Genomic DNA, 23,569 nt, shown 5'->3' with positions numbered 1-23,569 from the left:
ACATGTTTAGCAACACGCAAATTCAAACTTTAAATCCGCCGCAACGTTTACTAATGGGGCCTGGGCCAATTAACGCAGATCCACGCGTACTGCGTGCTATGTCGGCGCAGCTAATTGGCCAATACGACCCAGTAATGACCGGTTTTATGAACAAAACCATGGCCCGCTATCGCGAAATATTTAAAACCAAAAACGAATGGACCATGTTAGTTGACGGTACATCACGCGCAGGAATAGAAGCCGTTTTGTGCTCTATTTTACGCCCAGGCGATAAAGTACTTGTGCCAATTATGGGGCGCTTTGGCCACTTGCTTGCTGAAATAGCCGAGCGTGTAGGCGCTAAAGTGCACACCATAGAAGTACCATGGGGCGAAGTATTTACTCCCGAGCAAATAGAAAAAGCCATTGTTGATGTAAAACCCCATGTACTTGCAATGGTACAAGGCGATACCTCTACAACCATGAACCAACCGCTTGAATACATTGGTGATATTTGCCAAAAGCACGATGTATTATTTTACTGCGATGCCACCGCCTCAATTGTAGGTAACGATTTACCCGCCGATGAGTGGAAACTCGATGCGCTTTCGGTTGGTTTGCAAAAATGCTTAGGTGGTCCCTCTGGCTCTGCGCCATTAACACTTAGCGACAAATGCGCCGATTGGATCCAAAAACGTAAAAAAGCAGAAGCGGGTATTCGTACCGCAGAGCATACCGATGGCACCGAGCCATTTGTACGCTCTAACTACTTTGATTTAGGCATGATCATGAATTACTGGGGGGAGGAGCGCCTCAACCATCATACCGAAGCCACAAGCATGCTTTACTGCGCATCCGAATGTGCCCGCATTGTAATTGAAGAAGGTGTAGATAACTGCGTTGCCCGCCATAAATTACATGGCGATGCCATGCTAACAGGTATTCAAGCGCTGGGCTTAAACGTATTTGGTGATTTAAACCACAAAATGAACAACGTGCTGGGTGTTTATATACCTGAGGGTATTAATGCCGATCACGTACGCGCTCAAATGCTAAACGACTTTGGTATTGAAATTGGCACCTCGTTTGGGCCACTGCATGGCAAAATTTGGCGTATTGGCACCATGGGTTACAACGCCCGTAAAGATGCCGTACTGCAAACATTGGCAAGTTTAGATGCCTGCTTACATGCCAACGGTTACAAAGGCCCTAAAGGCGAAGCCGCTATTGCCGCCCTTACCCATTATAAATAATAAAAAGGATTTAGCATGACGATTGCAACCCCCTCTCTAGCGCCATTATTAAATAATGAGCTAGCTAACACCTATGCTGCGCGCGCCTTAGCGCGCTGTAAAACACTCAGTGGCTTATCGCAAATGCAGGGCGGTATTCACCGCGTGTATTTATCTAAAGAGCACAAAGAGTGTAATAGCGTTACTGCCGCGTGGATGGCTGAGGCGGGCATGCAATCGTGGCAAGACGAAGTAGGTAATTTATGGGGTCGGCTAAAATCGTCAAACCCAAACGCTAAACGTTTAATTATTGGCTCACACCTCGACACCGTACCAAATGCCGGTGCATTTGATGGCATTTTAGGAGTGTTACTCGGTATTGAAATAGCCGCCCTTGCGAATACACTTAAGCTTGATTTACCGTTTCATTTAGATGTTGTAGGTTTTTGTGATGAAGAAGGCACCCGCTTTGCCACCACATTAATTGGCTCAAAAGCACTGGCAAACGAGTTTGACCCGCAGTGGTTAAATATAGAAGATACAAACGGCATTACTATGCGCCAAGCCATGCTCGACTTTGACCTAAACCCCGCAAACTATGCAAAAGCAACACTAAACAAAAATGAGTTACTCGGTTACTGGGAAACCCACATAGAGCAAGGCCCCGTGCTTGAGTCGGTAAATCAGGCATTAGGCATTGTTACTGCCATTGCAGGGGCAAAGCGCGCTATGATCACCCTAACAGGTCAAAGCGGTCACGCTGGTACTACGCCTATGAATTTACGTCAGGATTCGTTAGCAGGCTGCGCCGAACTGACTCTTGCCATAGAGCAACTAGCAAAAAGTGCGAGTAATGGCGAAGTAGCCACCGTTGGGCAAATTCAAGCACGCCCAGGCGCTACAAACGTTATTGCCGGTAAAACCACCATTAGCCTAGATGCCCGCGCTCAAAACGATGACGACCTAGCCATATTACTTAATGCAATACATACCCGCGCAGATCAAATTGCAACATCGCGTAATTTAACGCTTGATTGGCAATGGACACATGCGGCCGACGCCGTAGCGTGCGACACTAAAATTCAGCATTTATTTACTAGCGCATGCAAACTTAATAACCAAGCCTCACCTTCACTTGCCTCAGGCGCAGGGCACGATGCCATGGCCATAGCCCCTATTTGCCCTGTTGGTATGTTGTTTATACGCAGCCCTGGCGGCATAAGCCATCACCCAGCAGAAGCCGTTATAGACAGTGATGTAACAAAGGCACTAAGTGTAATGTACAGTGCACTTGTGCTGTATGTGAAAGAGTTAGGCTAAAGTTGAACAAAAGAGCTAAATTAGTAGCTCTTTTAATTTTGAGAACATTGGATGTTAAAAAACATTTTATTTCTAATAGCTTGTGTATTTATAACTGTGGCAGCCTGGCTTGTCTTTCAAGTTTTTGGTCAGCATACCTTTGCAATATTGCTATTAATTACAGCCGCAATCGTATTTAAAACCGTTTAGGTAAAATTCAAACATAAAAAATAGCTTTAAAATTTGAAGGGCTATATAAAGTACCGCAATATATAACTCTTCAATTTAGTTTAATACTGATTGAAGCAGAGCTATTCAATCGTTACCTTTGCATCACTTACCCACGTTTCGGTTATCGCTTCATCATTTTTATCCACTAAATACGCGCGTATATGCGTTGGGTTATTGTTAGATTGCTTGTAATCAAACGCTAATCGCCATTGGTTAGTTCCCACTATAGGGTAAGCGCCAATTGGCTCTAGTATTTCGCCGTTACTGGCTTCAACTATAGGCTTTATACCACTTTCTCTATCGAGCCCTTTAAATACAGGCCCTTCAAAATCAATTACCATTTTGTTCACGCCCTCAGGAATAGGCTGACCAGGAATTCCACCCTGCCCCTGGCGAGTATTCACAACACTTGCTAACTCTTTTGATTTTGGGTCGAGTGGCCGCCATTCAATATCATAAGAAAACGTAAATTCATCGCCTTTACGCGCCTCTTTTTCAGGTACCCAATAGGCAACAATATTGTCAAACGTTTCATCTTTTGTAGGAATTTCAACTAGCTGTACAGCACCTTTACCCCAATCCCCCTGAGGCTTTATCCACGCTGATGAACGCTTATTGTAAAATACGCCATCGTCTTGGTAGTTATTAAAATCACGATCCCTTTGAATTAAACCAAAGCCTTTAGGGTTCTCATCAATAAAGCTATTGGTCGATACCGACTGAGGGTTATTTAACGGTCGCCAAATGTACTGCCCCGATCCAGTATGAATCGCTAAGCCATCACTATCGTGAATTTCTGGGCGCCAATCTTTAGCTTCTATTTTATCTTTTTCTGAGTACCAATACATACTCGTTAATGGCGCTATACCTAAACGCTCTACATCGGCGCGCATATACAAATTAGCACTCACAGAGGTGATATGGCCTTTGGCTTCTTTGTTATCTTTACTTAAACCAAACCGATAAGCACCGGTGATAGAGGGCCCTTCAAGCAATGCCCAAACAGACACACTTTCACCTTTTTTTTCTGCGGGGCCAATCCAAAATGCAGAAAAGCGCGGAAATTCTTCTGGTTGATTCATACCCGTATTAATTGCAATACCGCGAGCCGACAAACCATATTGCCCTTGTGGGCCATCAGTTCTAAAATAAGATGCTCCCAAAAACGATATCCAATCTGGTTTTATATCTGGGCGCATAATTCTAAAGCCTGCAAACCCAAACCCTTCTGGCAGGTCGTGGGCAGGGCTGTCGTCAGGCATATCAAAAAGCTCATTACTAAAAGGCAGTTCTCTAACGTTGTTTTTATCATCCCTAATATAAATACTTACTGGCTCAGGAAAGTATCGGCCAGGGTAAAATAGTTGCACAGGTGCCTTTTTACCATTTGGATATAAGGTTTTATCTTCTTTAAAACGTATTTTCCAGTGTTCGTCATACGTAATTTTATCAATTAACTCCGGCGCTGGCACCTTAGTTGCCGTATAGGGCTTTTCGGCAGAGGCTTTTGCCAGCGCTTTTAAGTCTTCGAATGAAAACTCCGTTTTATCTACTGCTTCTGTCGCGTAAGACGACATCGAAGTGCTAAAAATAATTGCGATAAATAACTTTAATTTCATAAAAAGAATGTCCAATAAATTGAGTCAAATAAAAATGGGAACGCTGCACGAACGCATGTTTAACTTAAAGTTCTGTATGGATATTACGTTACGTAATATGAACTAGCGTTTACTAAAGTATTGTTATTTGTCTCTTCGTTAATTTGTTTTTGGTGCGGCGCGTTTGATGGTATCGCTGAAGTGAAAATAAGTGGGGATAGCGCAATTGATTATTAGATCGCTGGTATTCAAATGGATAAGGGTTGTATTTAGGTGGTGGAAAACGAAGAGGCTCACCACTTTTAAAACTTGCAATTAATGGCTGAATTTTACTAGTCGTCCACCTTAGGGCCTATTGTTAGCGCGTACTTTGCTGAATACTTGGCTTTTCCCAACCAAGAATATTTACGCAATAATTTACACCAACCACTAAATATTCCGTTATTTCTGAATTACCACACGATGAAAAACCATTACGCTTACTTTCTAAGTCGAACCAGCCACCAGTAATTATTTCGTAGAGCCACCCTGCTTGTAAGGAACATTCAGGCCAAAACTCTAACAAGTCACCTTCATCTAAGACTCGAAAACCTGCAGGCTCTTCGAAAATAATATCAATTTTATCACCGTCAATAGATATTGTAATTGTTAGGAGATCAACATCAAAATTAAGGTTTATAACCTCAATAGTATTTGTTGAATTATCACTCTCTAAAATTTTATATTTCACAAAACCTCTGAGTACCGCTAACGCCTCGTTAACCGGAGCATAGGTTGATAGCGTTTTTGCGCCTTTTGTTTTCTGAAAAAATGATGGCGACCGTCTACGCTTCTGTGCTTAACGACTTATTAGGTGTTTTTATCACTTTTGTTTGGAATGTCATTGCACAAAGAACACTCTACACCTTTACGTGATTGATATAGCCTTGAACATATAAATATTGTTGTTGTGATTAAAGACCAAGTACAAGCAAAGATTAATGCTTCTTGGACTGAATGCTGTTTAAGCAACTCAACTATAAAAAGTAAGGCAGCTACTCCAAGAAATACTTTTAATGCTCTAACGAACCAAAACTTAAATCCCATTTGAACTCCAAACCTGAGAAACACCTAACGCCCGCATAATGGGCGGATTAGCTTGGCTATAATTAGCGAAGAATGAGCGCCAGCCAAGCGAAAGACGTCCATTATTAATGCGTTTGTTAGGCACTTTTAACCGATAGGTATTCTTTGTATTGTTCTTCCATCTCTTTTTGTATCCATTCTTCTGTTACACCAAATTTTTCCCATACTTTTAAGTAAATAGTGTCAATTAATCGGTCTGTAACTTGAAATAAATAAATCATATCTTGAAGCTCTTTAATCATAACGACAATGCCATCACTTGTAGGGTCACAAAAGTGAGTAGCATAATCATAGAAGAAATCATGAGCTAGCCAATTACGTTTTTTCAGTGATAGGTTGAGCCTTTCTTCTATTTTAATGGGGATTTCAATTTTAGATTTAATTTGATTTAGTAGCCTACCAAAGGTTTGCTTGTTTAAGTGATCATATATATCTAACCACTCTTGCTCTGTTAATGCCGATTCATCAAGTAATTGGTATGCCATAGCAAAGTTGACCATACCTTTTTCTAAGCATTGACCTGCATAGGAAGCTAAGCCATAAAATGCAAATACCTCTTTTTGATCTTTATCTTCAATTGGAGGTATTGGGTTTATATCTTCTATTTCGATATTGTCAACGAGCATAATTGACTCACTAAATTCCTAACGCCCCATTAAGGGGAAATTTATTGTTGGCTATAATGTTGAACGGAGTGAAAATAGCCAACTGTAAATTTTCCCTCTTGAATGGCTTGTTATATTTACATTACTCTAACACTTGGTTTAGGTATGTTTCGACATCAGCGCTTTCATCATTAGCTAATTTAATCTCAAGAATGAAGATAGATAGTGCAAACCAACCAATAGCAAGACCAAAACTGAAGACTAAAAATAAAACTACAGCAGGAATACCGCCCCAAATTAACATTGCCAGTAATCGGCTGGTAATATTCAATGGCTTATCTTTTCGATATAATTTTACAGCGTTATTCACGATCTCGATTTTCTTACTATGCTTGAGGTCTTTTAACCTTTTGTCATCATAGAGTTTAAAATAAAACATTAAACCTCCTTGTAAATATAGACATAATGACTCCCACACGGTGTTAGCCTCCGCTTTTCGTGGGTTAGCTTAATTCAAAGCCAGAGCCATAATTAGTTTGTCAATTAACTAAACAGCAGAGGCTAACATGAACAAACATAGCATACTTTTTATCGGACTTGATACACATAAAGAATTCAATGAAGTCGCCTATATTGAAGAACATAGAGGCTCTCAACCTGTTCACCTTGGTCGATTTTCTTCTTCCAAAGTGGCCGTTCAAAAGCTTGTTCGTCAGTTTGAATCTAAATACCCTGGCGCAACGCTACACTTTGTTTATGAAGCAGGCCCTTGTGGTTATTGGATTTACAGATTAATCACAAGCCTTGGCCATTGCTGTTATGTGGTTGCCCCGTCTCTTATTCCTAAAAAACCAGGCGAGAAGATTAAAACCGATAAACGTGATGCCCTTAAGCTCGCTAAATTACTTAAATCTGAAGATTTAACACCTATCTATGTTCCCGAGCCTGAAGATGAAGCCGTACGCGATTTATCTCGCGCACGCGAAATAGCCATGGAAGATTTAAAAGATGCTAAATATCAATTAAAAGCGTTGATGCTTCGCAATAATATTAATTACAAAGGCACCGCAAATTGGTCACAAAAACATTTACGTTGGCTCACTGAGCTTGTGCTGCCACATCCCGCGCAGCACATTGTCTTACAGGAGTTTTTACAAACAATTACCGAGCGAATAAGCCGACTTGAAAGACTAGACAATGAACTAACACATCACGTCCATCAATGGCGTTATTATCCCGTTGTTAAAGCAATACAAGCAATGCGAGGTGTTCGCTTGTTGGTCGCCACCGGCGTTGTAGCTGAGCTTGGTGATTTATCGCGCTTCGACCATCCCCGTAAATTAATGAGTTATCTCGGTCTTGTACCCAGTGAACACTCGAGTGGTGGCAAACGCCATATTGGCGCTATCACAAAATGCGGAAACGGCCGAGCAAGACGCCTTCTCGTTGAAGGTGCACACACTTATCGGTATGCGGCAAATATATCGACAGATATGCAAAAACGACAAGAAGGTTTACCAAAGGACATTATTGATATTGCGTGGAAAGCACAACTTAGGCTCTGCAAGCGCTATAAAAAAATGATAGCCAAAGGGAAACACTACAACCTTGTTGTCACCGCAATTGCCCGAGAAATGATTGCGTACATATGGGCCATTGCAAAAGAAGTGGTACTTACGCCAGTGAACGCAAAACTTAGATTGGCAAGAGTACCCGCATGATAAACGAATTAGAGTTAATGCATGGGATCAAGCATCGGGTGTGGCACAACCACCGACGGCGTTAGGATGGCAATGCAGCTAACGCTGCATTGAACCACGAACATAGACTGAAGACAGGTGCCACGACGGAATAAGTAAGGTCTGCTCTGTTGCTAGAAATAGTAATAACCAACGAATATCAGCAAGATAACCGACGAAATTACTTGCTTCATCTTATGTATTAACTCGCTCTAATTCGAGCTAAAGTAATTATGGCTTAAAAAAGTTAGGCAGGGATCAGTGCGTTTAACTTGACAGTGGGAGTCATACCAACACTTTGCTAAGGGGCAATTGACTGTTGGCTAAACTTGCGCGAAGCGCCAAGCCAACTGTTAATTGTCCCAGTGAGTTTACGAACGAACTTGAGCAACTTGTTATATGCTTTCATTCGCCACTTCCTGATCAAACCATACATGTTCAGTTTCGCCGCCCAAGTTAAAACGATAGCCGAAAGGTAATGCCATATATAGTGCCAATTCAGGACGTTTTTCAATGATATGCTGGAAATGAACTGTAACCAATGAATCAATATTTCCATTATATTCATCAGTAGTTAACCACCAACCACTCATATGTTCAGGTGAAGGGTAACGAACTCCTTCAACTGGGGTAACTCCTTCGTAAATGCCTTTTGATATAGTTACAAGTTGAGCTTGCTCTACTGGTTGGTACTGAGCACCATAATGTTCACAACACTCTTGCTGATTTAACTCAATGCTCAAGATTTAGACTCCAAACTTTCAAAAGCATATAACGGCCCGCATAACGGGCAAAAATACGTAGGCTACAATACCAAGCGAAGCGCAGGGAGCCTACGTGTTTTGTCCCTAGCGAGCGCAGCGAGTGTTAATGCGTTTGTTAGGTATACATTACTCACCGTACTCTGATAAGTACAGCTTGATACCTAGACGCCCCATTATAGACATTGCTTCTGGTGACAATATTGCCCCGCCACCACATGCGTTCTCTCTTACAGTAAAACCAAGATCTGCTATGTACTTTGCTGGTGTGAGATTGAGAGGATTTGTGAGAAGCCAGAATTCTAGTGCTTCTATCTGAGATGGTAATTCCCAATCACCTTCTGCAAGGTGAGCTAATTTTTCACCTGAACCATCTACTTTGACATAAATTGGCACTGAACCTTCCTTGTATATCTAACAGCTTATTGAACACCACTTTGGGGGTTTATAGCACCCCAAAACGGCGTATATTACATTGTTCAATAATTCCACTAAATAACTTTAATGTAAACAAGTATTTAGGCATTTTATAAAAAGCCCTTTGTTATTTTGCACCAAAACGGCGTTTAATAATGTTATTGGACAAAATTAAATTAGCTGTTTATATAAACAGTTACTTCTGTAAGTTAGCTTTATTTATGTAGCTACCTTTTACGACCATAATTAACGAACGTACGGATACTAAGCGCTACACAAGCTTATTGAGGCTTACTTATACTGGATTAGCATTTTTATACGCTTTAATAGTTAACGTTTAGCCTTATTCGGTAAAAAAACTCGATTAAAAACAGAGGAAAGTAATACGAATATTTTGGCTTTATGTATTTAGCGCGTAATTAGCTAAAGCATTGGTGAGATAAGCGAGCCTTAACATATTGATAATACAGGCTCGCTAAGGTGTTTACCTTACATCAAAGTTCACGTGGTCAAAGTATGGATTTTTCTCACGCGCTTTAAGCACGCTGATTGTAGTGAGCATAATGAGTTGCAACTCGCTATTTACGTTAACAACTATGCATTCGTCTCTATTAGCATTGCGTTTTGTATCAGTTGCTACGCCACATACTTCGTCGCCATTTTTTAAAATAAGCTCAACGCTTAAATGGTGCATACAAGCAATTTCGATGTAGTCGTATTGGTTGCAACTGATCATAACGTCCTCTTTATTTAGTCGGCTTAAAAATCATTAAAAAAGCAATAACAACAAGGTTTGCTATATACCACAAATCTTTAATTACAAATTGCCCTAAACGATCCAATAAAGTGGAAGAACTAAATGCACCGGTTGCGGTAATTAAGAATGTTTGGGTCATCATAAATACGCTTAAACACGCTAAACCACTTACAATAATTAGCTTTTTATTATTTAAAAATAGCCCTAAGCCCAATAACACAGCAAATAATACATCAAACCCGCCAATCACGTTAGACGCGCCTTGTACGCTAAATACCGTGTATAACCACGACATAAACGGAGACGTTTCAACAAGACTTACAATACCTTTTGCTTCAAATTCATAAAACTTCATGCCGCCAATCCACAATAAAACCATGGCAACCGGTATAAAGTTTAAAAGTACATGTTGTTTGTCGGTAAGCTTGTCTTTATAAAACAAAAATAAATACAAAGGCACTACAGCAAAGTATTTAATTATGCCCTGCCCGCTACCAATGATTGGAAAGCCGCCAAGTTGCGCCATCCAACGGTTACTGGCAAACAAAGTAAGTAATGCAACTAAACTTATAATTGCTGCAAGTAAAAGTGCGACTGTAGGTTTCATTAGTTTAAAACGAGCGAGCACGGTGGCGAATGCTAAAGCAATCATAAAGGAGCCACTAATTAAACCTAACGCAGATACAGACATTAGCGAGTCAACGCCATAAAAACTAAACGTAGCCGTTAAAGTATTAGGGTTTGATCCTAACGCAAACGACAAGCCAAGTAGCAAAAAGCTACTCGCTAATAAAAAAGTAATCACGTTATTGGTTAGTTTTAAGTTCATTGTATTTCCAAGTATTCGTTGAGGCTTATAAAGACCTTACGAACCTATAAAACAATTCAAGCTAACTCTTAAAAATCATAGTTGATTAAGCACACTGTAAGCTCTTATCGGGTAATGTAATCAATCACTTTAGTTTATAGTTAATTTCCTCTTTATTAATAAAATTAAATAAGTTTAATTTTCATATGATGTGCGTCATCTTTTTTATTATTAAATGAAGTAGAATAACGTTGCCTTTTGAATAAACAGAATGTATGCATTTCTAAAACTTAGGGACATTTTTAATGAAAGGTACTGATATTCGAGTTACCTCTGGTCTGATTTCTATAGCCATTGTTTTACTACTTTGGTTTGCTGTACCACCTCCGCAAGGTGTTACCGAAAATGCATGGCATTTGCTCGCTTTATTTATTGGTACTGTAGTTGCCATTATTGGTAAAGCAATGCCTATCGGTGCCATTGCTATTTTAGCTATTACTTCTGTTGCACTAACCGGCGTAACTAATGACAGCCCATCTGGCGCTATTAAAGATGCATTAAGTGGCTTTTCTAATTCATTAATTTGGCTGATTGGTATTGCTATTATTATTTCTCGGGGTTTAGCTAAAACTGGTTTGGGAAACCGTATTGGCTATAATTTTATTTCTTTTTTTGGTAAAAAAACTATTGGTATTGGCTATGCACTCGCGCTGTCTGAACTTGTTATAGCGCCTGTGACGCCAAGTAATACCGCGCGAGGCGGCGCTATTATTCACCCAATTATGAAGTCGATAGCAACAAGCTTTGGCTCGTCCCCTGAGGAAGGTACCTCTCGTAAAATTGGCCACTACCTTGCTTTAGTGAGCTACCATATAAACCCTATTACATCAGCTATGTTTATTACAGCGACTGCGCCAAACCCGCTAATTGTAAAGCTTATTGCAGATGCTACTGGTGCAAATATTAGTATTACTTGGAGTACGTGGGCGCTCGCAGCGCTTGTTCCTGGTTTGCTATGTATTGCCCTTGTGCCTTTGGTTGTTTATGCCATTTACCCACCTGAAGTTAAAAGTACGCCCGACGCTAAAACCTACGCAGAATCTAAATTAACTGAAATGGGCCCAATGAGTTACGGCGAAAAAATAATGGTGGGTGTTTTTGCCATGCTGCTTATTTTATGGGCCGGCGTGCCTGCAATGATTTTAGGGGCTGACTACGCAGTTAATACAACCGCAGTGGCTTTTTTGGGTCTGTCGGTTTTATTAGTGACTGGTGTATTAAGCTGGGACGATGTACTTAAAGAAAAGTCTGCGTGGGATACCGTTGTTTGGTTTTCAGCATTAGTAATGATGGCCACTTTTTTAAATAAACTAGGTTTGGTAACGTGGTTTTCAACACTTGTTGAGAGCAATATTGCGCAACTGGGCTTTGACTGGATTGTATCGGCCATTATATTGGTAGCTGTGTATTTTTACGCTCATTACTTTTTTGCCAGTACCACAGCACATATTACTGCTATGTTTGCCGCATTTTACGCCGCAGGTTTAGCGCTTGGCGCTCCGCCTTTATTTTTAGGTTTACTGTTAGCTGGCGCTTCATCACTCATGATGTCGTTAACGCATTACGCAACAGGCACATCTCCCATCGTGTTTGGCTCAGGCTATGTATCGTTAAAAGACTGGTGGGTAATGGGCCTTATAATGAGCGTTATTAATTTAAGTGTATGGGGAATTATTGGCGGGCTTTGGTGGAAGGCACTTGGGTATTGGTAGTATTGCCTTTGTTAGCTTGGCTTGCACATTTAATACTGCAGACTTATTTTGATTAGTTCTACTAATATAAACATTAAGGCTGTTGCAAGGTAGCACTATGGTTTTTAAATTCATAAAGGCAGCATATTCAGACCGAGGCTACTTATTAAGCCTCAGAAAACTGACTATGGTTGAACACTTAGAAAATGCCGGGTTATTTTTAACTGAGCAACAGCATAATGAAAGGGTTGATGAGCAATACGATTGCTCTCATCTCATACAGTTTAATGGTGATATTTTAGGTACGTTAAAGTACAAAATATGGGGTAGCCACATTGAAATAATGCAATTGCAAATACACCCCAACCATCAAAATAAAGGCTACGGCAGAGGCGTTATTGAGCAAGTAATTAAAACTGCAAAGTTAAAGCCTATCAAACTAACAGTACTTAAAAACAACCCTGCTAAAGCACTTTATACTCGACTAGGCTTTAAGATCACTGAGGAAGATAACTATGAGTACCATATGCAAACCCAGCCTATAAATAACTAAGAGCTACTCTCTTTGATCTTTAAAATCTTTTTTTCTGAAAATGGTTAGGTGCCAGCCCCATTTAAGCGAGCCTAATCTTAAAAATACAGTGGTAAAAAGTGAGCCTAAAATACACCAAATGTAATCGACTTCTATGGTAAACAGCGCAGCATAAACTAGGCCGCCTACTAAACAGGCTGAAGCATAGGGCTCGTTTCGCATAACTGAAGGTACTTCGCGGCAAATTACGTCTCGTATTAGGCCGCCAAAAATCCCTGTGGTGATCCCCATTGTTATCGCTATTACCATACCTGTGCCGCTTATTAAGGCTTTTTCTATCCCCATAATATTAAATAACGCCATACCTATGGCATCGACTAATAAAAAATAATAGTTATTTACATGAGGTAAGTAACGCACAAAAAATATGGTGGCAATAATAGCGGCGTATGTTGAGTATAAATACTCAGGCGTGGCTATCCAAAATATAGGTTTATCTAAAAGTATGTCTCTTAGCGTGCCGCCACCTAAAGCAGTTACAGTTGCTACCACCACTACACCAAAACCACTTATGCTTTTTTCATAGCCGAGCAATGCACCTGCTACCGAAAAAAATGCCACCCCAAGCAGCCCCAACACCATAAAATATTCAGCGGTCATGTGCAGTCCTTTTAAAAAATTTATAAATGAGTGCATCAACTTATGTGCCAAAAATAATTAGCGAAAGCGAAAGTGGATTAAAAAATATTATTTAAAAACAATACAGTAGTAAACGTTTAACGCGGTTGTAGGTCAGGCTTAATAAAATGTAATATTTAAAAAGGTAATTATTTTAAAAGTGAGTAGTTTTTACACATTTTTTGTTTTTAACTGTTCTGCCTTTTTTAGTGCCCACCAGCCAATTATTAGGCTCATTAGTATACGTACGGGAAAGTAAATAACAGCAGGAATGCCAAATAACCAATTGGCAAAGCCTTCGGGCATTACATAAAGCGCAACCTGCTTCACCCAATATATAAACTCAACATACTGTGCTAAAAAGTCATTAAGCGATAAGTTTAAAAGTGCTAAATTATTACCTATTAAAACCCATAGTGCATACAAGCCAAGTAAGCCATCGCCCACACTGCCAATGTATGATGAGTAGCCAATAAATAATAAAAAGCTGCGCATAATAAGTCCTTGTTGCTGCATCGTTAAGTTAAAAAATAGACTAGCTTAGTTAATTGCAGCCTTTGTTGGTTTTAACTAGGTGAACGTCATGAACACTTGCGTGCGCCCCACAGTAAAACATGTAGTTAGAGCAATGATAGTTTTTATCCTTAATATGCAAGCCATTCTCGTCAAATTCTAGTTCAAACTTACAGTTAATATCGTATTCGGGCTCTTGTTCTTCAAACACTAGTTTTTTACCCTTTAGTATTAAAGGCAATGGTTCTGAAACTCCTTCTACAGGGGCGGTGATAGTACAAATGTGAAAGTTGTAACCCCATATCAAGCCTTCTGTAAAATATTTATCATCTTCTTTAAATACATTTATATAGCTCGTTTTTAACTTAAAACGCTCATTACTTTCGCTCCCATCTTCGTTGAGCATAGGGATCGCACTCGTTATTTTATCCGTCCTTGAATAGCATCCCTCAAATGAGCTTGCATATGAATATTCACTAAAGATGGCACTTGCTAGCATCAAAAATATTAAAATCGGTTTGATCACCACAACTCCTTGCTGCGCTGTTAATCTTCCTCAAAAAAACGGCCCTTATCATCTGTCATTTTTACTGGTAGGGCGTTATCAACCATAAAATAATAAAAGCGTAGGTCGTCAATTAAATCTGGTGCCGTTATTTCAATATCTTGGTATGTGGCGTTTTTAAATTTAAATCTTAAAATATGCTCAAAACGCTTAGTTTGGCAATAAAGTACTTCTTCTAGCTCAGACACCTTTATATTTATGCCGAGTAGTTCAAACTCGCCATTTACAATTTCAACTGCCTGAGATTGTTCTTTGTTTATACAATACCACTGTGAAAACACCCTCAATAATACAAACGCAAATAAGTATAAAAATTGATGCAGCAAAGGCTGTTCAATAAATACCTCTACCCAAAATAAAATTATAACTGCGATAAATGTATTGAAACCAAGTGTCCAAAGTAATTTTGCACTGGGTGCTTTTTTATACCTCGTTAGTTTATTCATAAATACCTTTTAAACATTATCCTTAGCTGGGTATTACTACTTCTCAATATAACTCACTTTGGTTCCTGCTATATGGTCGTGTAAACAGCGTTTATCTTTTGCAAAAATAAAGGCTGGATTAACTACGCCAGCTATCACCTGCCCTACAGAAGGTACAAGCGATAACAGCTGCATGGGTAACATGCGTTTAAAGTAAATAGTTGTAAAACTCGCTTTTGTGCCATCTATGTTTTCTATACGAATAGACATACAGTACTTACCAATAGTTTGTCCGCTGTGATACATAAGGTAACCATGAAGTACTAAAACGCTAAGTACACCATAACCCAATAAAAACAAAGATAACCCAAGGGTTGGCTGCATTAAGCTATCAAAGCCGATATACATCATTAAAGGTATAGTAAAAGCGATTCCTATTAGGCCATCAATTATGGCAGCAACGAGCCTATCCCCGCGTGATGCTTGTTCGCCCACTATTTTTGAGTCGGTATTTTGTGTGGGATCTTGCGCTTCTCGGGTTTTAATAAGCTCGTCTATTTCTTTTGCGCGCTCAGGAAAGCGTTCTCGATCAATTACTTTTGCGCTGGAGTAAAGCTCATCTAAGGTGTAGGAGGTAAAGTCTATTTGAGTGTTCAATTTTGTACATTCCTTTGAATAATCCTCCTCAAAATAGCATATATAGTTAATAATATTCAATAAGTTATAAAGCAGACTATTTAGCCATTAAGCTTATAGCCAACCCCATAAACTGCAGTAATAGGGTTTAAATCGCTTTTAATATCATTAATTTTTTTACGAATATTTTTAATGTGGTTATCAATATTACGGTCTGATATTTCAACTGTGTGGTTATAAACGCTATTAATGATATCTTCACGGCTAAATACACGGCCCACATGGCTAATAAACAATAAAAATATTTTAAACTCTACTGCTGTCAGCGCTAGGCTTTTACCATGGACTAAAGCTACGTAATCATCTTTAAATAACTCAAATTCACCATAGCTAACTACATTATTTTTAGGCTGGCTTAAGCGCCTTAATACGGCTTTTATTCTGGCCATCACCTCTTTAGGGCTAAAAGGTTTGCATATGTAGTCATCAGCGCCAAGTTCAAGCCCTTGTAATCGGTCTAGCTCTTCACGTTTGGCGGTTACCATAATAATAGGTATGCTTGAAAACGACCTAACCTGTTTGCAAATAGTTAGCCCGTCAATATGAGGGATCATTAAATCGAGTAAAATTAAATCGGGCTGATTATTTTTTACAAAGCTCACTACTCCATTGCCAGTGTTAAAATACTCTGTGCTGTAACCTTGTTGTTGGCTGTAAGCTATGAGTACTTCGGCTATGTTTTTTTCGTCTTCTACTATTAGTATTTTTTGTTTAGTCATCGTGTTACTCAAAAAGCGGTAAAGTTATTTTAGCTTCGAGCCCACCTAGTGCACTATGGCCAAGCGTAATATCGCCATTGTGCGCCAACACTATTTGCTGGCAAAGCGCTAAGCCGAGCCCCGAGCCGCCAAATTCTCTATTACGAGACTTTTCTACTCGGTAAAATCGCTCAAAAAGTTTGTTTAATTCTTCGCTTTTGACCCCGGGTGCTGAGTCTTGAATACATAATGTAACTTCTTTACGTTTAAGGTTTTTGCAAATAGTTATATTTACTTGCCCACCAGCATGGGTGTATCTGCAAGTGTTTTCTAGTAGGTTGGTAAATAACTGCATTAAGCGGTCTTTATCGGCATTTATAAAATATTGTGGCGCGGCAATTAAACTTTCATTGTTTAAGGTTAGCGAGCGCTCTTTAAAACGTGCACTAAAATTTTGTAAAGCGAGTTTAAATACCTTGGTTAAATCAAGCTTATTAAAATGATAGGTTAAATTAGCTGTGTCGTTATTTACCAGTTGAGCTAGGTCGTCAACAATATGATTTAAGTTATCTACTTGCTCTATTAATAAGTTTATACGTTTTTCGTCGGCTATAAAAACGCCATCTTGCACAGCTAATAAATGAGAGCGCAATACAGTAATGGGGGTTTTAAGTTCATGAGACGTATCCGACATCCATTGAAAGCGCATTTGCTGGTTGTGCTCAAGTGTATTAGCCAACTCGTTTACGTTACTTGTGAGTATACCTAGCTCATCGCGCGTTAAAGGGGTTATTCGGTTTGAAAAGTTCCCTTTATTAAGCTGATTTGTGCCATGCACTATTTGTTTAATTGGCTTAGTTAAATGACGAGAGAGTAAAATAGCCATTACAAAAGCCAATAAAATTACAAGCAGCGTAATCATAAAGTAGTTATGAAACTGAGCCGTTAAAAAGGCTTTTGCGGGGCTGTTTTCAACTAAGCGTGACGGCATTAAACCAAGCCAGCCAACGGTATTTTTGTTAATTACTATAGGCTCAATATGAGGATTGTCGGCTATTTGAGGCTTGCCTACCACAACCTGTTTCTCTGCGTTATATAAGCTAATACGCTGCCCTGTTTTAAGCAAATCGGCGGGTAAATTTATCCATAACAATGAGGGGGTTGGTTGTAGTGGTTTGCTTGCTACGCTACTTTTTGGCTTGCTTTTAACTGGTTTAGATTTTGGGGCAACAATAGAGCGCCATAAATGTACACTTTGAGAAATACCCTGCCAGCTATTATATTGGCTATACACTTTGGCAAGTTGCTGTTTTACATTAGCTAAATGCTGTTGTTCTTCTTTTTCAACAAAGTTATTAAACTCGCTAGCAAAGTTCATATAAATAAACACAAACATTAAGCCTACGAGCGTTATATTCGTTATAAAAAATGCTAAAAAGAATTTATGTATTAGTTTCACAGGTACTCTATTTTTTTAGGCTGTAGGCGTGTGCGGTAATAGTGCTTACACTCTAATTAGCAGTATTGCATAACGAGGGTTTACAATTAAGCTTTAAATAAATAACCCCTCGTTATTTAGCACATTAAAAGCTGGCGTTTAAAGCTTCACCAGCATTGATCAACTTATACTGCGGTTTAACAATGTTAGCGTGCACCGCGCCTAAGCTTTTAGAAAACGACAACGACACATCACTTACTTTTGAAACCTTATGCCGTGCTAGCAAAACTATTTCATCATGTTGATTTGGGTATGTGTTGAATAATGCTCGCTCAAACTTTATTGCTTGATTATTTATTTGCAATTGAGTCGATTGTAAAAGCATAATTTTAATATAGTTTTGCTGATCATTTATGCCCAAATTTTCTGGCATAACTTGTTCTATGTCGCCCATTAACCACGCTTGATCACTTTGTAATGTAGCTGCTAAATGGGCTGTGTCGGTTATTATTTTAACTTCTACTTGGCCATCTCTTAAAATAATATGAGCACTTGTGCCATTAAGCTCATGCGCGCTCACGGCTGCACTTAAATTTAGTAATACACACATAAAAATTAAATAGCACTTTTTTAATACAAACATATCTTGCCTTTAAGTTTATTAATGCGGCTCATTTATAGTCACTCTACAAATAAGCGTATTATCGGTCTCTAAATCGCTACCCCAAATAAACTGTGCGGTTTTATCCCAGTTTATATCATCGAACCCGTCTTTAGGGCTTACCGAGGAGGTGGTATGCTCGGTAGCATTAGGCCAGGTGCTGTCATCAAAGTTACTTTTTAACCAATCGCGTGGCGCTTCTTTTGCCATATATTTGCACGGAGCGATACCTGCGGTTGGGTTTTGGCTATTTTCACATGTTTTATCTAGTGGGGCTTTGTGTAACATTTCACATTTTAAGGTTTTATTACTTACCGCCACTATTTTATTATTTTTGGTATCAGTAATTTGCATTATAAAACCACCATCGCCCATTTGCTGCCTGCGCGTACCTATGTACTCAAGCCCTGTATTATTTTGCTTAAAGTCTTTAATAATAAAATTAAGCTGTATAGGGTAAGACGCTGAAAAGTTAATGCTTTCTGCATTAAAAGATCGCTCTGTAGTAATAGGTACAGAGTCTTCAATTAGTAATTTATCTCCAATATAGGCTGCAAACCAATTGTCGGCCCATGCCTCTAATTTAAAACGAGCTTCGGGATTATTTTGACTTAGTTTTTTAGCTTGTGGTTGCTGACCTCGGCAAAAAGTCCCTGTTTGAATACCGTTTTTGTTACTAATGGTTTTTTGTTTAAAGTCAAAACAGTCATCCCCCTGCTTTGAAGGACTATAAGTTGTAAAGTATTGCTCATTTTTATATGTGTAGCGCATAGTACGGCTACCATCTTCGCCTACTGTGTGAGTTAAATTTGTTACCCCACCAACAGGTGGTTTTAATTGAGATCTAATACCTTGGGTATCACCACTAAGCGGCGCAACTCGTGGTAATACACGCGTATCGACCTCACCTACTAAACATTGAAAAATATACGGTGCATTTTTTGATGTGTGGTATCGGTAGCCAAACTTGCTATCACTTTGCCCGTTACACACATCGAGTTCGTTTTTGGCAATGGTACTGCCATCAGGGTTTTTATTGCCATACAGCGGGTATCCGTCGTACGCCCAGCCAATAATGGCATCACTGCTTTGGTTTTTCATTGTGTCGATCATACATGTGGGTGCTACATGGTAGTGGTAATCATCCCCGCGCCCTGCATGGCCGCCACAGTTATCTAGTTGGCCTAACTTTAAAGTATCGTGTTTGGCATCATACTGATTAACGTTTAACTCACCTTGCGATGAATAATCGTAAATTGGTACACCATTTACCGCTACACCAAGTGCTGCATCTATTGTTGTAAGCTTTTTGGCCTTTTCGGGAGCTAACTTAATAGGTGCGGCGTAATTTTTTGCTGGTACTGGCACCTGTTCATTAGTACCTGTTATACCCGTCATCACAGGGTGTTCAGGGTAAGTATTCGATACTATGTAAGCATATTGGTTATCGCAGGTAACGCGTGCGTTTTTACTAAACCCTGCGTTATTTACAGAGCTTTTTATTGTATTACAGCGACTAGATTGCAAAGCTGTTAAATCAACAGGAGGTGCTGAGTTAACTAAACTTAAAGGTGTTTTTATACCTTCATGCACTTTAGGCTTTTTACGTGCAGGCTTATGTGGACTGCCTGCTCGCTCGTAAGTTACCGTCATTTGTGCTGAGTCTAGGGTAATATTTTTTATAGCTTTAAGTAAGGTAGCTCTATCTACTTGAGTGTTTTTAGCAAAATTTATCGCATCCGATAGTGCATAAACAGTATATGTATAGCGTTTTTCACCAGGCCCCTTTGAGCAAGGCGGCGCATACTGGTTCAAATTATTAACACTGTTGCTACCAAGTTCTGCTTTAATATCAGCTAAATTTTGGCCGCTATTTATGTGTGAAGTGCTTGCATTAATATTATAAACATTCCAATACCAATGTACTCCATCGGGCGCATTGTGATGCATTATGAGAGCATAATACTTTGTGCCTTTTGGTGCTCCACTCCAGCTAAGAGGGGGGTTAACACTATTGCCATCACAGGTATAGGCTACAGGTAACGTACCGTTATTTTTCATTACGTTACTAACTAATTTAAACGTATTGGATTCCGAGCTTTGTGTATCACTTGTGTTGTTATTACACCCAGCTAACGAAACCCCGTACACTATGGCAAAGCATAATATCCATAAGTTTTTCATTTTTTGCGCTCCAATATGTCACAGCAGATATAAATATTTATAGATAGTGTAATGAGCAATTGTAGGGGAATTATGTAGATTGGTAGTTTGTATCTTCAAACTAGTTAACAGGGCCTAAAGGCCCTTATAATTTTTATAGTTTGTAATTAAGTTTTAAGCGCCGCAATAAGCCAATATTTAATAGGTTAAAAAATAACAAGGCCAACAACACAATTAAAAAAGTAAGAAGTTGATAAAAATGTAAATTAATATTGCTTTGTGCGCCTTCAAATAACTATTTTTTGTCAATTTAAGCTTATATGAGGGCGTTTTAAAATTAAAAACATTGCTCTACTGTACCGCATCTTTATTTTTAGGGTTTACTAAATTCATTACCGCAAGGTAAATCCAACCACCAATAAAAGTAAACCCTAATACAAACGTAACAAGTGCGCTAACAAGCTTTGAACGGTTTTGTTTAGCTGCTAAACGTAATGACAATAAGGCAGGTATTAAAGATGAAAAAATTAAAATAATGTAGACAAAATTAGCACTGATATTCATTAAAAATCCTTTATGTTAATTAGGGTATGGTTATCTTTTAAGGTAAAACTAACAATACCAAAAATATTTAAACCACATCTAAAGCTATCATAAAAGGCGCTTTTATAGGTACATTTAATGATACAAAAAAGGCTGCATTAAATAGCAGCCTTTTGTGGTCATATTCAGAAGCGTTTAAAATTTTAAAAGTGCCATTTAACCATTAAATTTGGGTTGTGCTCTGTTTCGCCATCTACTCCAAACTTATTTTTCCAAAATACGTATTCAATACCTACATCTAGGCGGCCTGTATCGAGGCCAAGCATTGGGGCAATGTTGTACTTAAGTTGCGAGGTAAAGTTAAAACCGCCTTCACTTTTACCAAACATAGTGTCGGTGCTATCAACAATATCTAAAAAGCCATCGTATCTAAAATTACCTTTGTTATAGCCCCACGTTACGGTTATTTGGTTGTTATCTTCACGCTCTATACCTATATCGTCTTGAAAACGACGGTAATAAGCCACATTAAAGTATTGAAAACCAGGTACATCTAACGACACGCCACCACCTAATAAATAGTTATTTTGATCGGTATCGCCTGAGCCATATTCTGTTTGTAGCCCTAAAAACACCTCTTTAACAAAGCCGTCTTGTGGTTTATACAGCGTTGGGTTTATATTTAGCTCTCCGTATACTTCATCAGGGTTACTTAACCTATCCATAAAGAAGAACGTGCTTCCCCAGGTATGGCCCGATGCGTGCTCAATGGTTACTACGCTTCTGTCGTCTTCCTCGCCAGAAAACGGTTCTAGGTAATCTGCACCAGTCATAGCGGTAATACTAAAATCTGACCAAAGCTCTTTTGCCGACACGCCCGTTGAACACAGTGATATTGCAGTTACTAACGCTAAACTTTTTATTGTTTTGATTTTCATTATTGATCCCTTTTTTGTAATTTTATTAGTTTAGTTAAGATGATCTGTACTTGCTGAATAATTTTCAGGCAATACCAGCGTCATAACTATTGCTGTTAAACCTGATACCGTAACAGCACTTCCAAATATGGCGGTTACTAGCTTAGGCGCATTAATAAATAGCTCTGGTACAAAACTAACCCCTAGCCCCATGCCTAAGCTCACCGCAATAATAAGTAAGCTACGGCGATTGATTTTTTCACTGGCCAGTATTTTGACCCCTGCGGCTGCCACGGTACCAAACATCACGAGCGTTGCGCCGCCTAGTACAGGTTTTGGTATGTTTTGCAGTACAGCACCAATTACCGGAAATAATCCTAAAACAATCAGTATTGCGCCAATCCATAGGCCAATGTACCTACTTGCTACACCTGTTAACTGAATAACGCCGTTGTTTTGACTAAAAGTAGTATTAGGAAAGGTATTAAACGCGGCTGCAATCATTGAGTTAACGCCATCACCTAAAATGCCTCCACGTATGCGTGCTAAATAGCTTGCACCTTTAACGGGTAATTTAGATACTGCACAATTAGCGGTTATATCGCCGGTCGATTCTATGGCTGTAATAAGGTATAAAAAGCCAAAAGCAATCATGGCGCCAAAATCAACATTAAAGCCATATTTGAATGGTATTGGCATGGCAATTAAATCAAACTCGCCCACCTCAAATTTGGCAATACCTAATAAAACCGCTAGCAGCCAACCTACTATCATGGCTACAACCACAGCAGTAAGCCTTACCCATTGGTTTTTACTGGCGTTAAGTAACACCACTAGTGCCACCACCGAAAAACCAACAATTAAGTTACTTGCTGAAGCAAACTTTTCGGGCATATTAGTTAATAACCATTGGCCACCGCCTATGTCGGTCATGCCTACTTTAATGAGGTAAACCCCAATGGTGGTGATCACCACACCGGTGACTACAGGTTTAATTACCTTCCCGAGTTTTTCTATAAAAAAACTAATAAAAATCTCTACAAAGGCCGCTAAAAAACACACTGCAAATATAGTAGCAAGTACCTCATCGTTATTGCCCCCAGTGGCTTTTACGGTAAATCCGGTTGCCAAAATGGTGCCTAAAAAAGCAAAACTGGTGCCTTGAACGCATATAAGCCCTGAGCCTACAGGCCCTACTCGTCGCGCTTGTATAAAAGTACCAACTCCCGATACAAACAGCGCCATACTAATTAAATACGGTATTTCGCTGCCGAGCCCCAATACCCCACCAATAATAAGCGTGGGCGTAATAATGCCAACAAAGCTTGCTAGCACATGTTGTAGTGCGGCAAAAAATGATTCAGTTAGCCCTGGTTTATCATCTACCGCGTATATTATGTCTTCTGAAATAGCTTCTTGGTTTGACATGGTCAATATC

The 23,569-nt window shown here is 39.3% G+C and carries 26 protein-coding genes; 5 read left to right on the top strand and 21 right to left on the bottom strand.

Annotation, left to right across the window (positions count from 1 at the left end; genetic code table 11):
- Window positions 1-2: 2 nt before the first annotated feature.
- Window positions 3-1,232 (top strand): pyridoxal-phosphate-dependent aminotransferase family protein, encoded by a 1,230-nt coding sequence (locus tag ALFOR1_RS17920; RefSeq protein WP_104643915.1) that lies wholly within the window; start codon window positions 3-5, stop codon window positions 1,230-1,232.
- Window positions 1,233-1,247: 15 nt separating this feature from the next.
- Window positions 1,248-2,531, top strand: a complete 1,284-nt coding sequence (locus ALFOR1_RS17915; RefSeq protein ID WP_104643914.1) for an allantoate amidohydrolase — start codon at window positions 1,248-1,250, stop codon at window positions 2,529-2,531.
- 290 nt (window positions 2,532-2,821) lie between these two features.
- Here ALFOR1_RS17915 and ALFOR1_RS17910 read toward each other — a convergent pair whose 3' ends face one another.
- The 5 genes from ALFOR1_RS17910 to ALFOR1_RS17890 form a co-directional block, all read right to left on the bottom strand.
- The gene (locus tag ALFOR1_RS17910) at window positions 2,822-4,360 is read right to left on the bottom strand and encodes a glucan biosynthesis protein (protein ID WP_104643913.1); all 1,539 of its coding nucleotides are present in this window, start codon (window positions 4,358-4,360) and stop codon (window positions 2,822-2,824) included.
- Window positions 4,361-4,697: 337 nt separating this feature from the next.
- Window positions 4,698-5,069, bottom strand: a complete 372-nt coding sequence (locus tag ALFOR1_RS17905; RefSeq protein WP_058549988.1) for a hypothetical protein — start codon at window positions 5,067-5,069, stop codon at window positions 4,698-4,700.
- A gap of 119 nt (window positions 5,070-5,188) precedes the next feature.
- Entirely contained in the window at window positions 5,189-5,425 is a 237-nt protein-coding gene (locus ALFOR1_RS17900) for a hypothetical protein (RefSeq protein WP_104643912.1), read from the bottom strand.
- A 116-nt stretch (window positions 5,426-5,541) separates the two neighbouring features.
- Entirely contained in the window at window positions 5,542-6,090 is a 549-nt protein-coding gene (locus tag ALFOR1_RS17895) for a hypothetical protein (protein ID WP_104643911.1), read from the bottom strand.
- A 121-nt stretch (window positions 6,091-6,211) separates the two neighbouring features.
- A complete protein-coding gene (locus ALFOR1_RS17890; protein ID WP_104643910.1) occupies window positions 6,212-6,508 on the bottom strand; it encodes a hypothetical protein in 297 nt (98 codons plus the stop codon).
- A 127-nt stretch (window positions 6,509-6,635) separates the two neighbouring features.
- On the opposite strand from ALFOR1_RS17890, the gene ALFOR1_RS17885 reads away from it, so the two are divergent.
- Window positions 6,636-7,790: an IS110 family RNA-guided transposase gene (locus ALFOR1_RS17885; RefSeq protein ID WP_104642378.1), complete on the top strand. Its 1,155-nt coding sequence runs from the start codon at window positions 6,636-6,638 to the stop codon at window positions 7,788-7,790.
- A gap of 413 nt (window positions 7,791-8,203) precedes the next feature.
- Here the strand turns inward: ALFOR1_RS17885 and ALFOR1_RS17880 are convergent, their stop codons facing one another.
- The 4 genes from ALFOR1_RS17880 to ALFOR1_RS17865 all read right to left on the bottom strand — a co-directional run bounded on the left by ALFOR1_RS17880 (window position 8,204) and on the right by ALFOR1_RS17865 (window position 10,572).
- Window positions 8,204-8,551 carry an immunity protein Imm33 domain-containing protein gene (locus tag ALFOR1_RS17880; RefSeq protein WP_104643909.1) on the bottom strand — a complete coding sequence of 116 codons (348 nt, stop codon included), beginning with the start codon at window positions 8,549-8,551 and terminating at the stop codon, window positions 8,204-8,206.
- 147 nt (window positions 8,552-8,698) lie between these two features.
- Window positions 8,699-8,965, bottom strand: a complete 267-nt coding sequence (locus ALFOR1_RS17875) for a hypothetical protein (RefSeq protein ID WP_104643908.1) — start codon at window positions 8,963-8,965, stop codon at window positions 8,699-8,701.
- 505 nt (window positions 8,966-9,470) lie between these two features.
- Window positions 9,471-9,722 (bottom strand): Rho-binding antiterminator, encoded by a 252-nt coding sequence (locus tag ALFOR1_RS17870; RefSeq protein WP_104643907.1) that lies wholly within the window; start codon window positions 9,720-9,722, stop codon window positions 9,471-9,473.
- 10 nt (window positions 9,723-9,732) lie between these two features.
- Window positions 9,733-10,572 carry a DUF417 family protein gene (locus tag ALFOR1_RS17865; protein WP_104643906.1) on the bottom strand — a complete coding sequence of 280 codons (840 nt, stop codon included), beginning with the start codon at window positions 10,570-10,572 and terminating at the stop codon, window positions 9,733-9,735.
- A gap of 284 nt (window positions 10,573-10,856) precedes the next feature.
- Between ALFOR1_RS17865 and ALFOR1_RS17860 the strand changes: the two genes are divergently transcribed.
- On the top strand, window positions 10,857-12,323 hold the full coding sequence (locus ALFOR1_RS17860; RefSeq protein WP_104643905.1) for a DASS family sodium-coupled anion symporter: 1,467 nt from the start codon (window positions 10,857-10,859) through the stop codon (window positions 12,321-12,323).
- Between the two features lie 97 nt (window positions 12,324-12,420).
- Window positions 12,421-12,855, top strand: a complete 435-nt coding sequence (locus ALFOR1_RS17855; protein WP_104643904.1) for a GNAT family N-acetyltransferase — start codon at window positions 12,421-12,423, stop codon at window positions 12,853-12,855.
- Window positions 12,856-12,858: 3 nt separating this feature from the next.
- On the opposite strand, the gene ALFOR1_RS17850 is transcribed toward ALFOR1_RS17855, so the two are convergent.
- The 12 genes from ALFOR1_RS17850 to ALFOR1_RS17795 all read right to left on the bottom strand — a co-directional run bounded on the left by ALFOR1_RS17850 (window position 12,859) and on the right by ALFOR1_RS17795 (window position 23,559).
- Window positions 12,859-13,494 carry a trimeric intracellular cation channel family protein gene (locus ALFOR1_RS17850; protein ID WP_058547789.1) on the bottom strand — a complete coding sequence of 212 codons (636 nt, stop codon included), beginning with the start codon at window positions 13,492-13,494 and terminating at the stop codon, window positions 12,859-12,861.
- 189 nt (window positions 13,495-13,683) lie between these two features.
- Entirely contained in the window at window positions 13,684-14,007 is a 324-nt protein-coding gene (locus ALFOR1_RS17845) for a hypothetical protein (protein WP_104644174.1), read from the bottom strand.
- A gap of 49 nt (window positions 14,008-14,056) precedes the next feature.
- Window positions 14,057-14,551 (bottom strand): hypothetical protein, encoded by a 495-nt coding sequence (locus ALFOR1_RS17840; RefSeq protein WP_227006970.1) that lies wholly within the window; start codon window positions 14,549-14,551, stop codon window positions 14,057-14,059.
- A gap of 20 nt (window positions 14,552-14,571) precedes the next feature.
- Window positions 14,572-15,036 carry a hypothetical protein gene (locus ALFOR1_RS17835; protein WP_165491336.1) on the bottom strand — a complete coding sequence of 155 codons (465 nt, stop codon included), beginning with the start codon at window positions 15,034-15,036 and terminating at the stop codon, window positions 14,572-14,574.
- Window positions 15,037-15,072: 36 nt separating this feature from the next.
- Window positions 15,073-15,672 (bottom strand): RDD family protein, encoded by a 600-nt coding sequence (locus tag ALFOR1_RS17830; protein ID WP_058547793.1) that lies wholly within the window; start codon window positions 15,670-15,672, stop codon window positions 15,073-15,075.
- Between the two features lie 80 nt (window positions 15,673-15,752).
- Entirely contained in the window at window positions 15,753-16,430 is a 678-nt protein-coding gene (locus tag ALFOR1_RS17825) for a response regulator (protein ID WP_104643903.1), read from the bottom strand.
- Between the two features lie 4 nt (window positions 16,431-16,434).
- On the bottom strand, window positions 16,435-17,868 hold the full coding sequence (locus ALFOR1_RS17820; protein WP_232007065.1) for an ATP-binding protein: 1,434 nt from the start codon (window positions 17,866-17,868) through the stop codon (window positions 16,435-16,437).
- 124 nt (window positions 17,869-17,992) lie between these two features.
- Entirely contained in the window at window positions 17,993-18,490 is a 498-nt protein-coding gene (locus ALFOR1_RS17815) for a hypothetical protein (RefSeq protein WP_104643902.1), read from the bottom strand.
- A gap of 18 nt (window positions 18,491-18,508) precedes the next feature.
- Window positions 18,509-20,692, bottom strand: a complete 2,184-nt coding sequence (locus ALFOR1_RS17810) for a YHYH protein (protein WP_104643901.1) — start codon at window positions 20,690-20,692, stop codon at window positions 18,509-18,511.
- 330 nt (window positions 20,693-21,022) lie between these two features.
- The gene (locus ALFOR1_RS17805; RefSeq protein ID WP_104643900.1) at window positions 21,023-21,235 is read right to left on the bottom strand and encodes a hypothetical protein; all 213 of its coding nucleotides are present in this window, start codon (window positions 21,233-21,235) and stop codon (window positions 21,023-21,025) included.
- Between the two features lie 182 nt (window positions 21,236-21,417).
- The gene (locus ALFOR1_RS17800; protein ID WP_104643899.1) at window positions 21,418-22,152 is read right to left on the bottom strand and encodes a DUF5020 family protein; all 735 of its coding nucleotides are present in this window, start codon (window positions 22,150-22,152) and stop codon (window positions 21,418-21,420) included.
- A 30-nt stretch (window positions 22,153-22,182) separates the two neighbouring features.
- The gene (locus ALFOR1_RS17795; RefSeq protein ID WP_104643898.1) at window positions 22,183-23,559 is read right to left on the bottom strand and encodes a uracil-xanthine permease family protein; all 1,377 of its coding nucleotides are present in this window, start codon (window positions 23,557-23,559) and stop codon (window positions 22,183-22,185) included.
- Window positions 23,560-23,569: the final 10 nt, after the last annotated feature.

Source organism: Pseudoalteromonas carrageenovora IAM 12662 (assembly GCF_900239935.1).
Classification (GTDB): domain Bacteria; phylum Pseudomonadota; class Gammaproteobacteria; order Enterobacterales; family Alteromonadaceae; genus Pseudoalteromonas; species Pseudoalteromonas carrageenovora.
The sequence above is the reverse complement of the archived record's forward strand: the minus strand, read 5'-3'. Positions and strand labels throughout refer to the sequence as shown.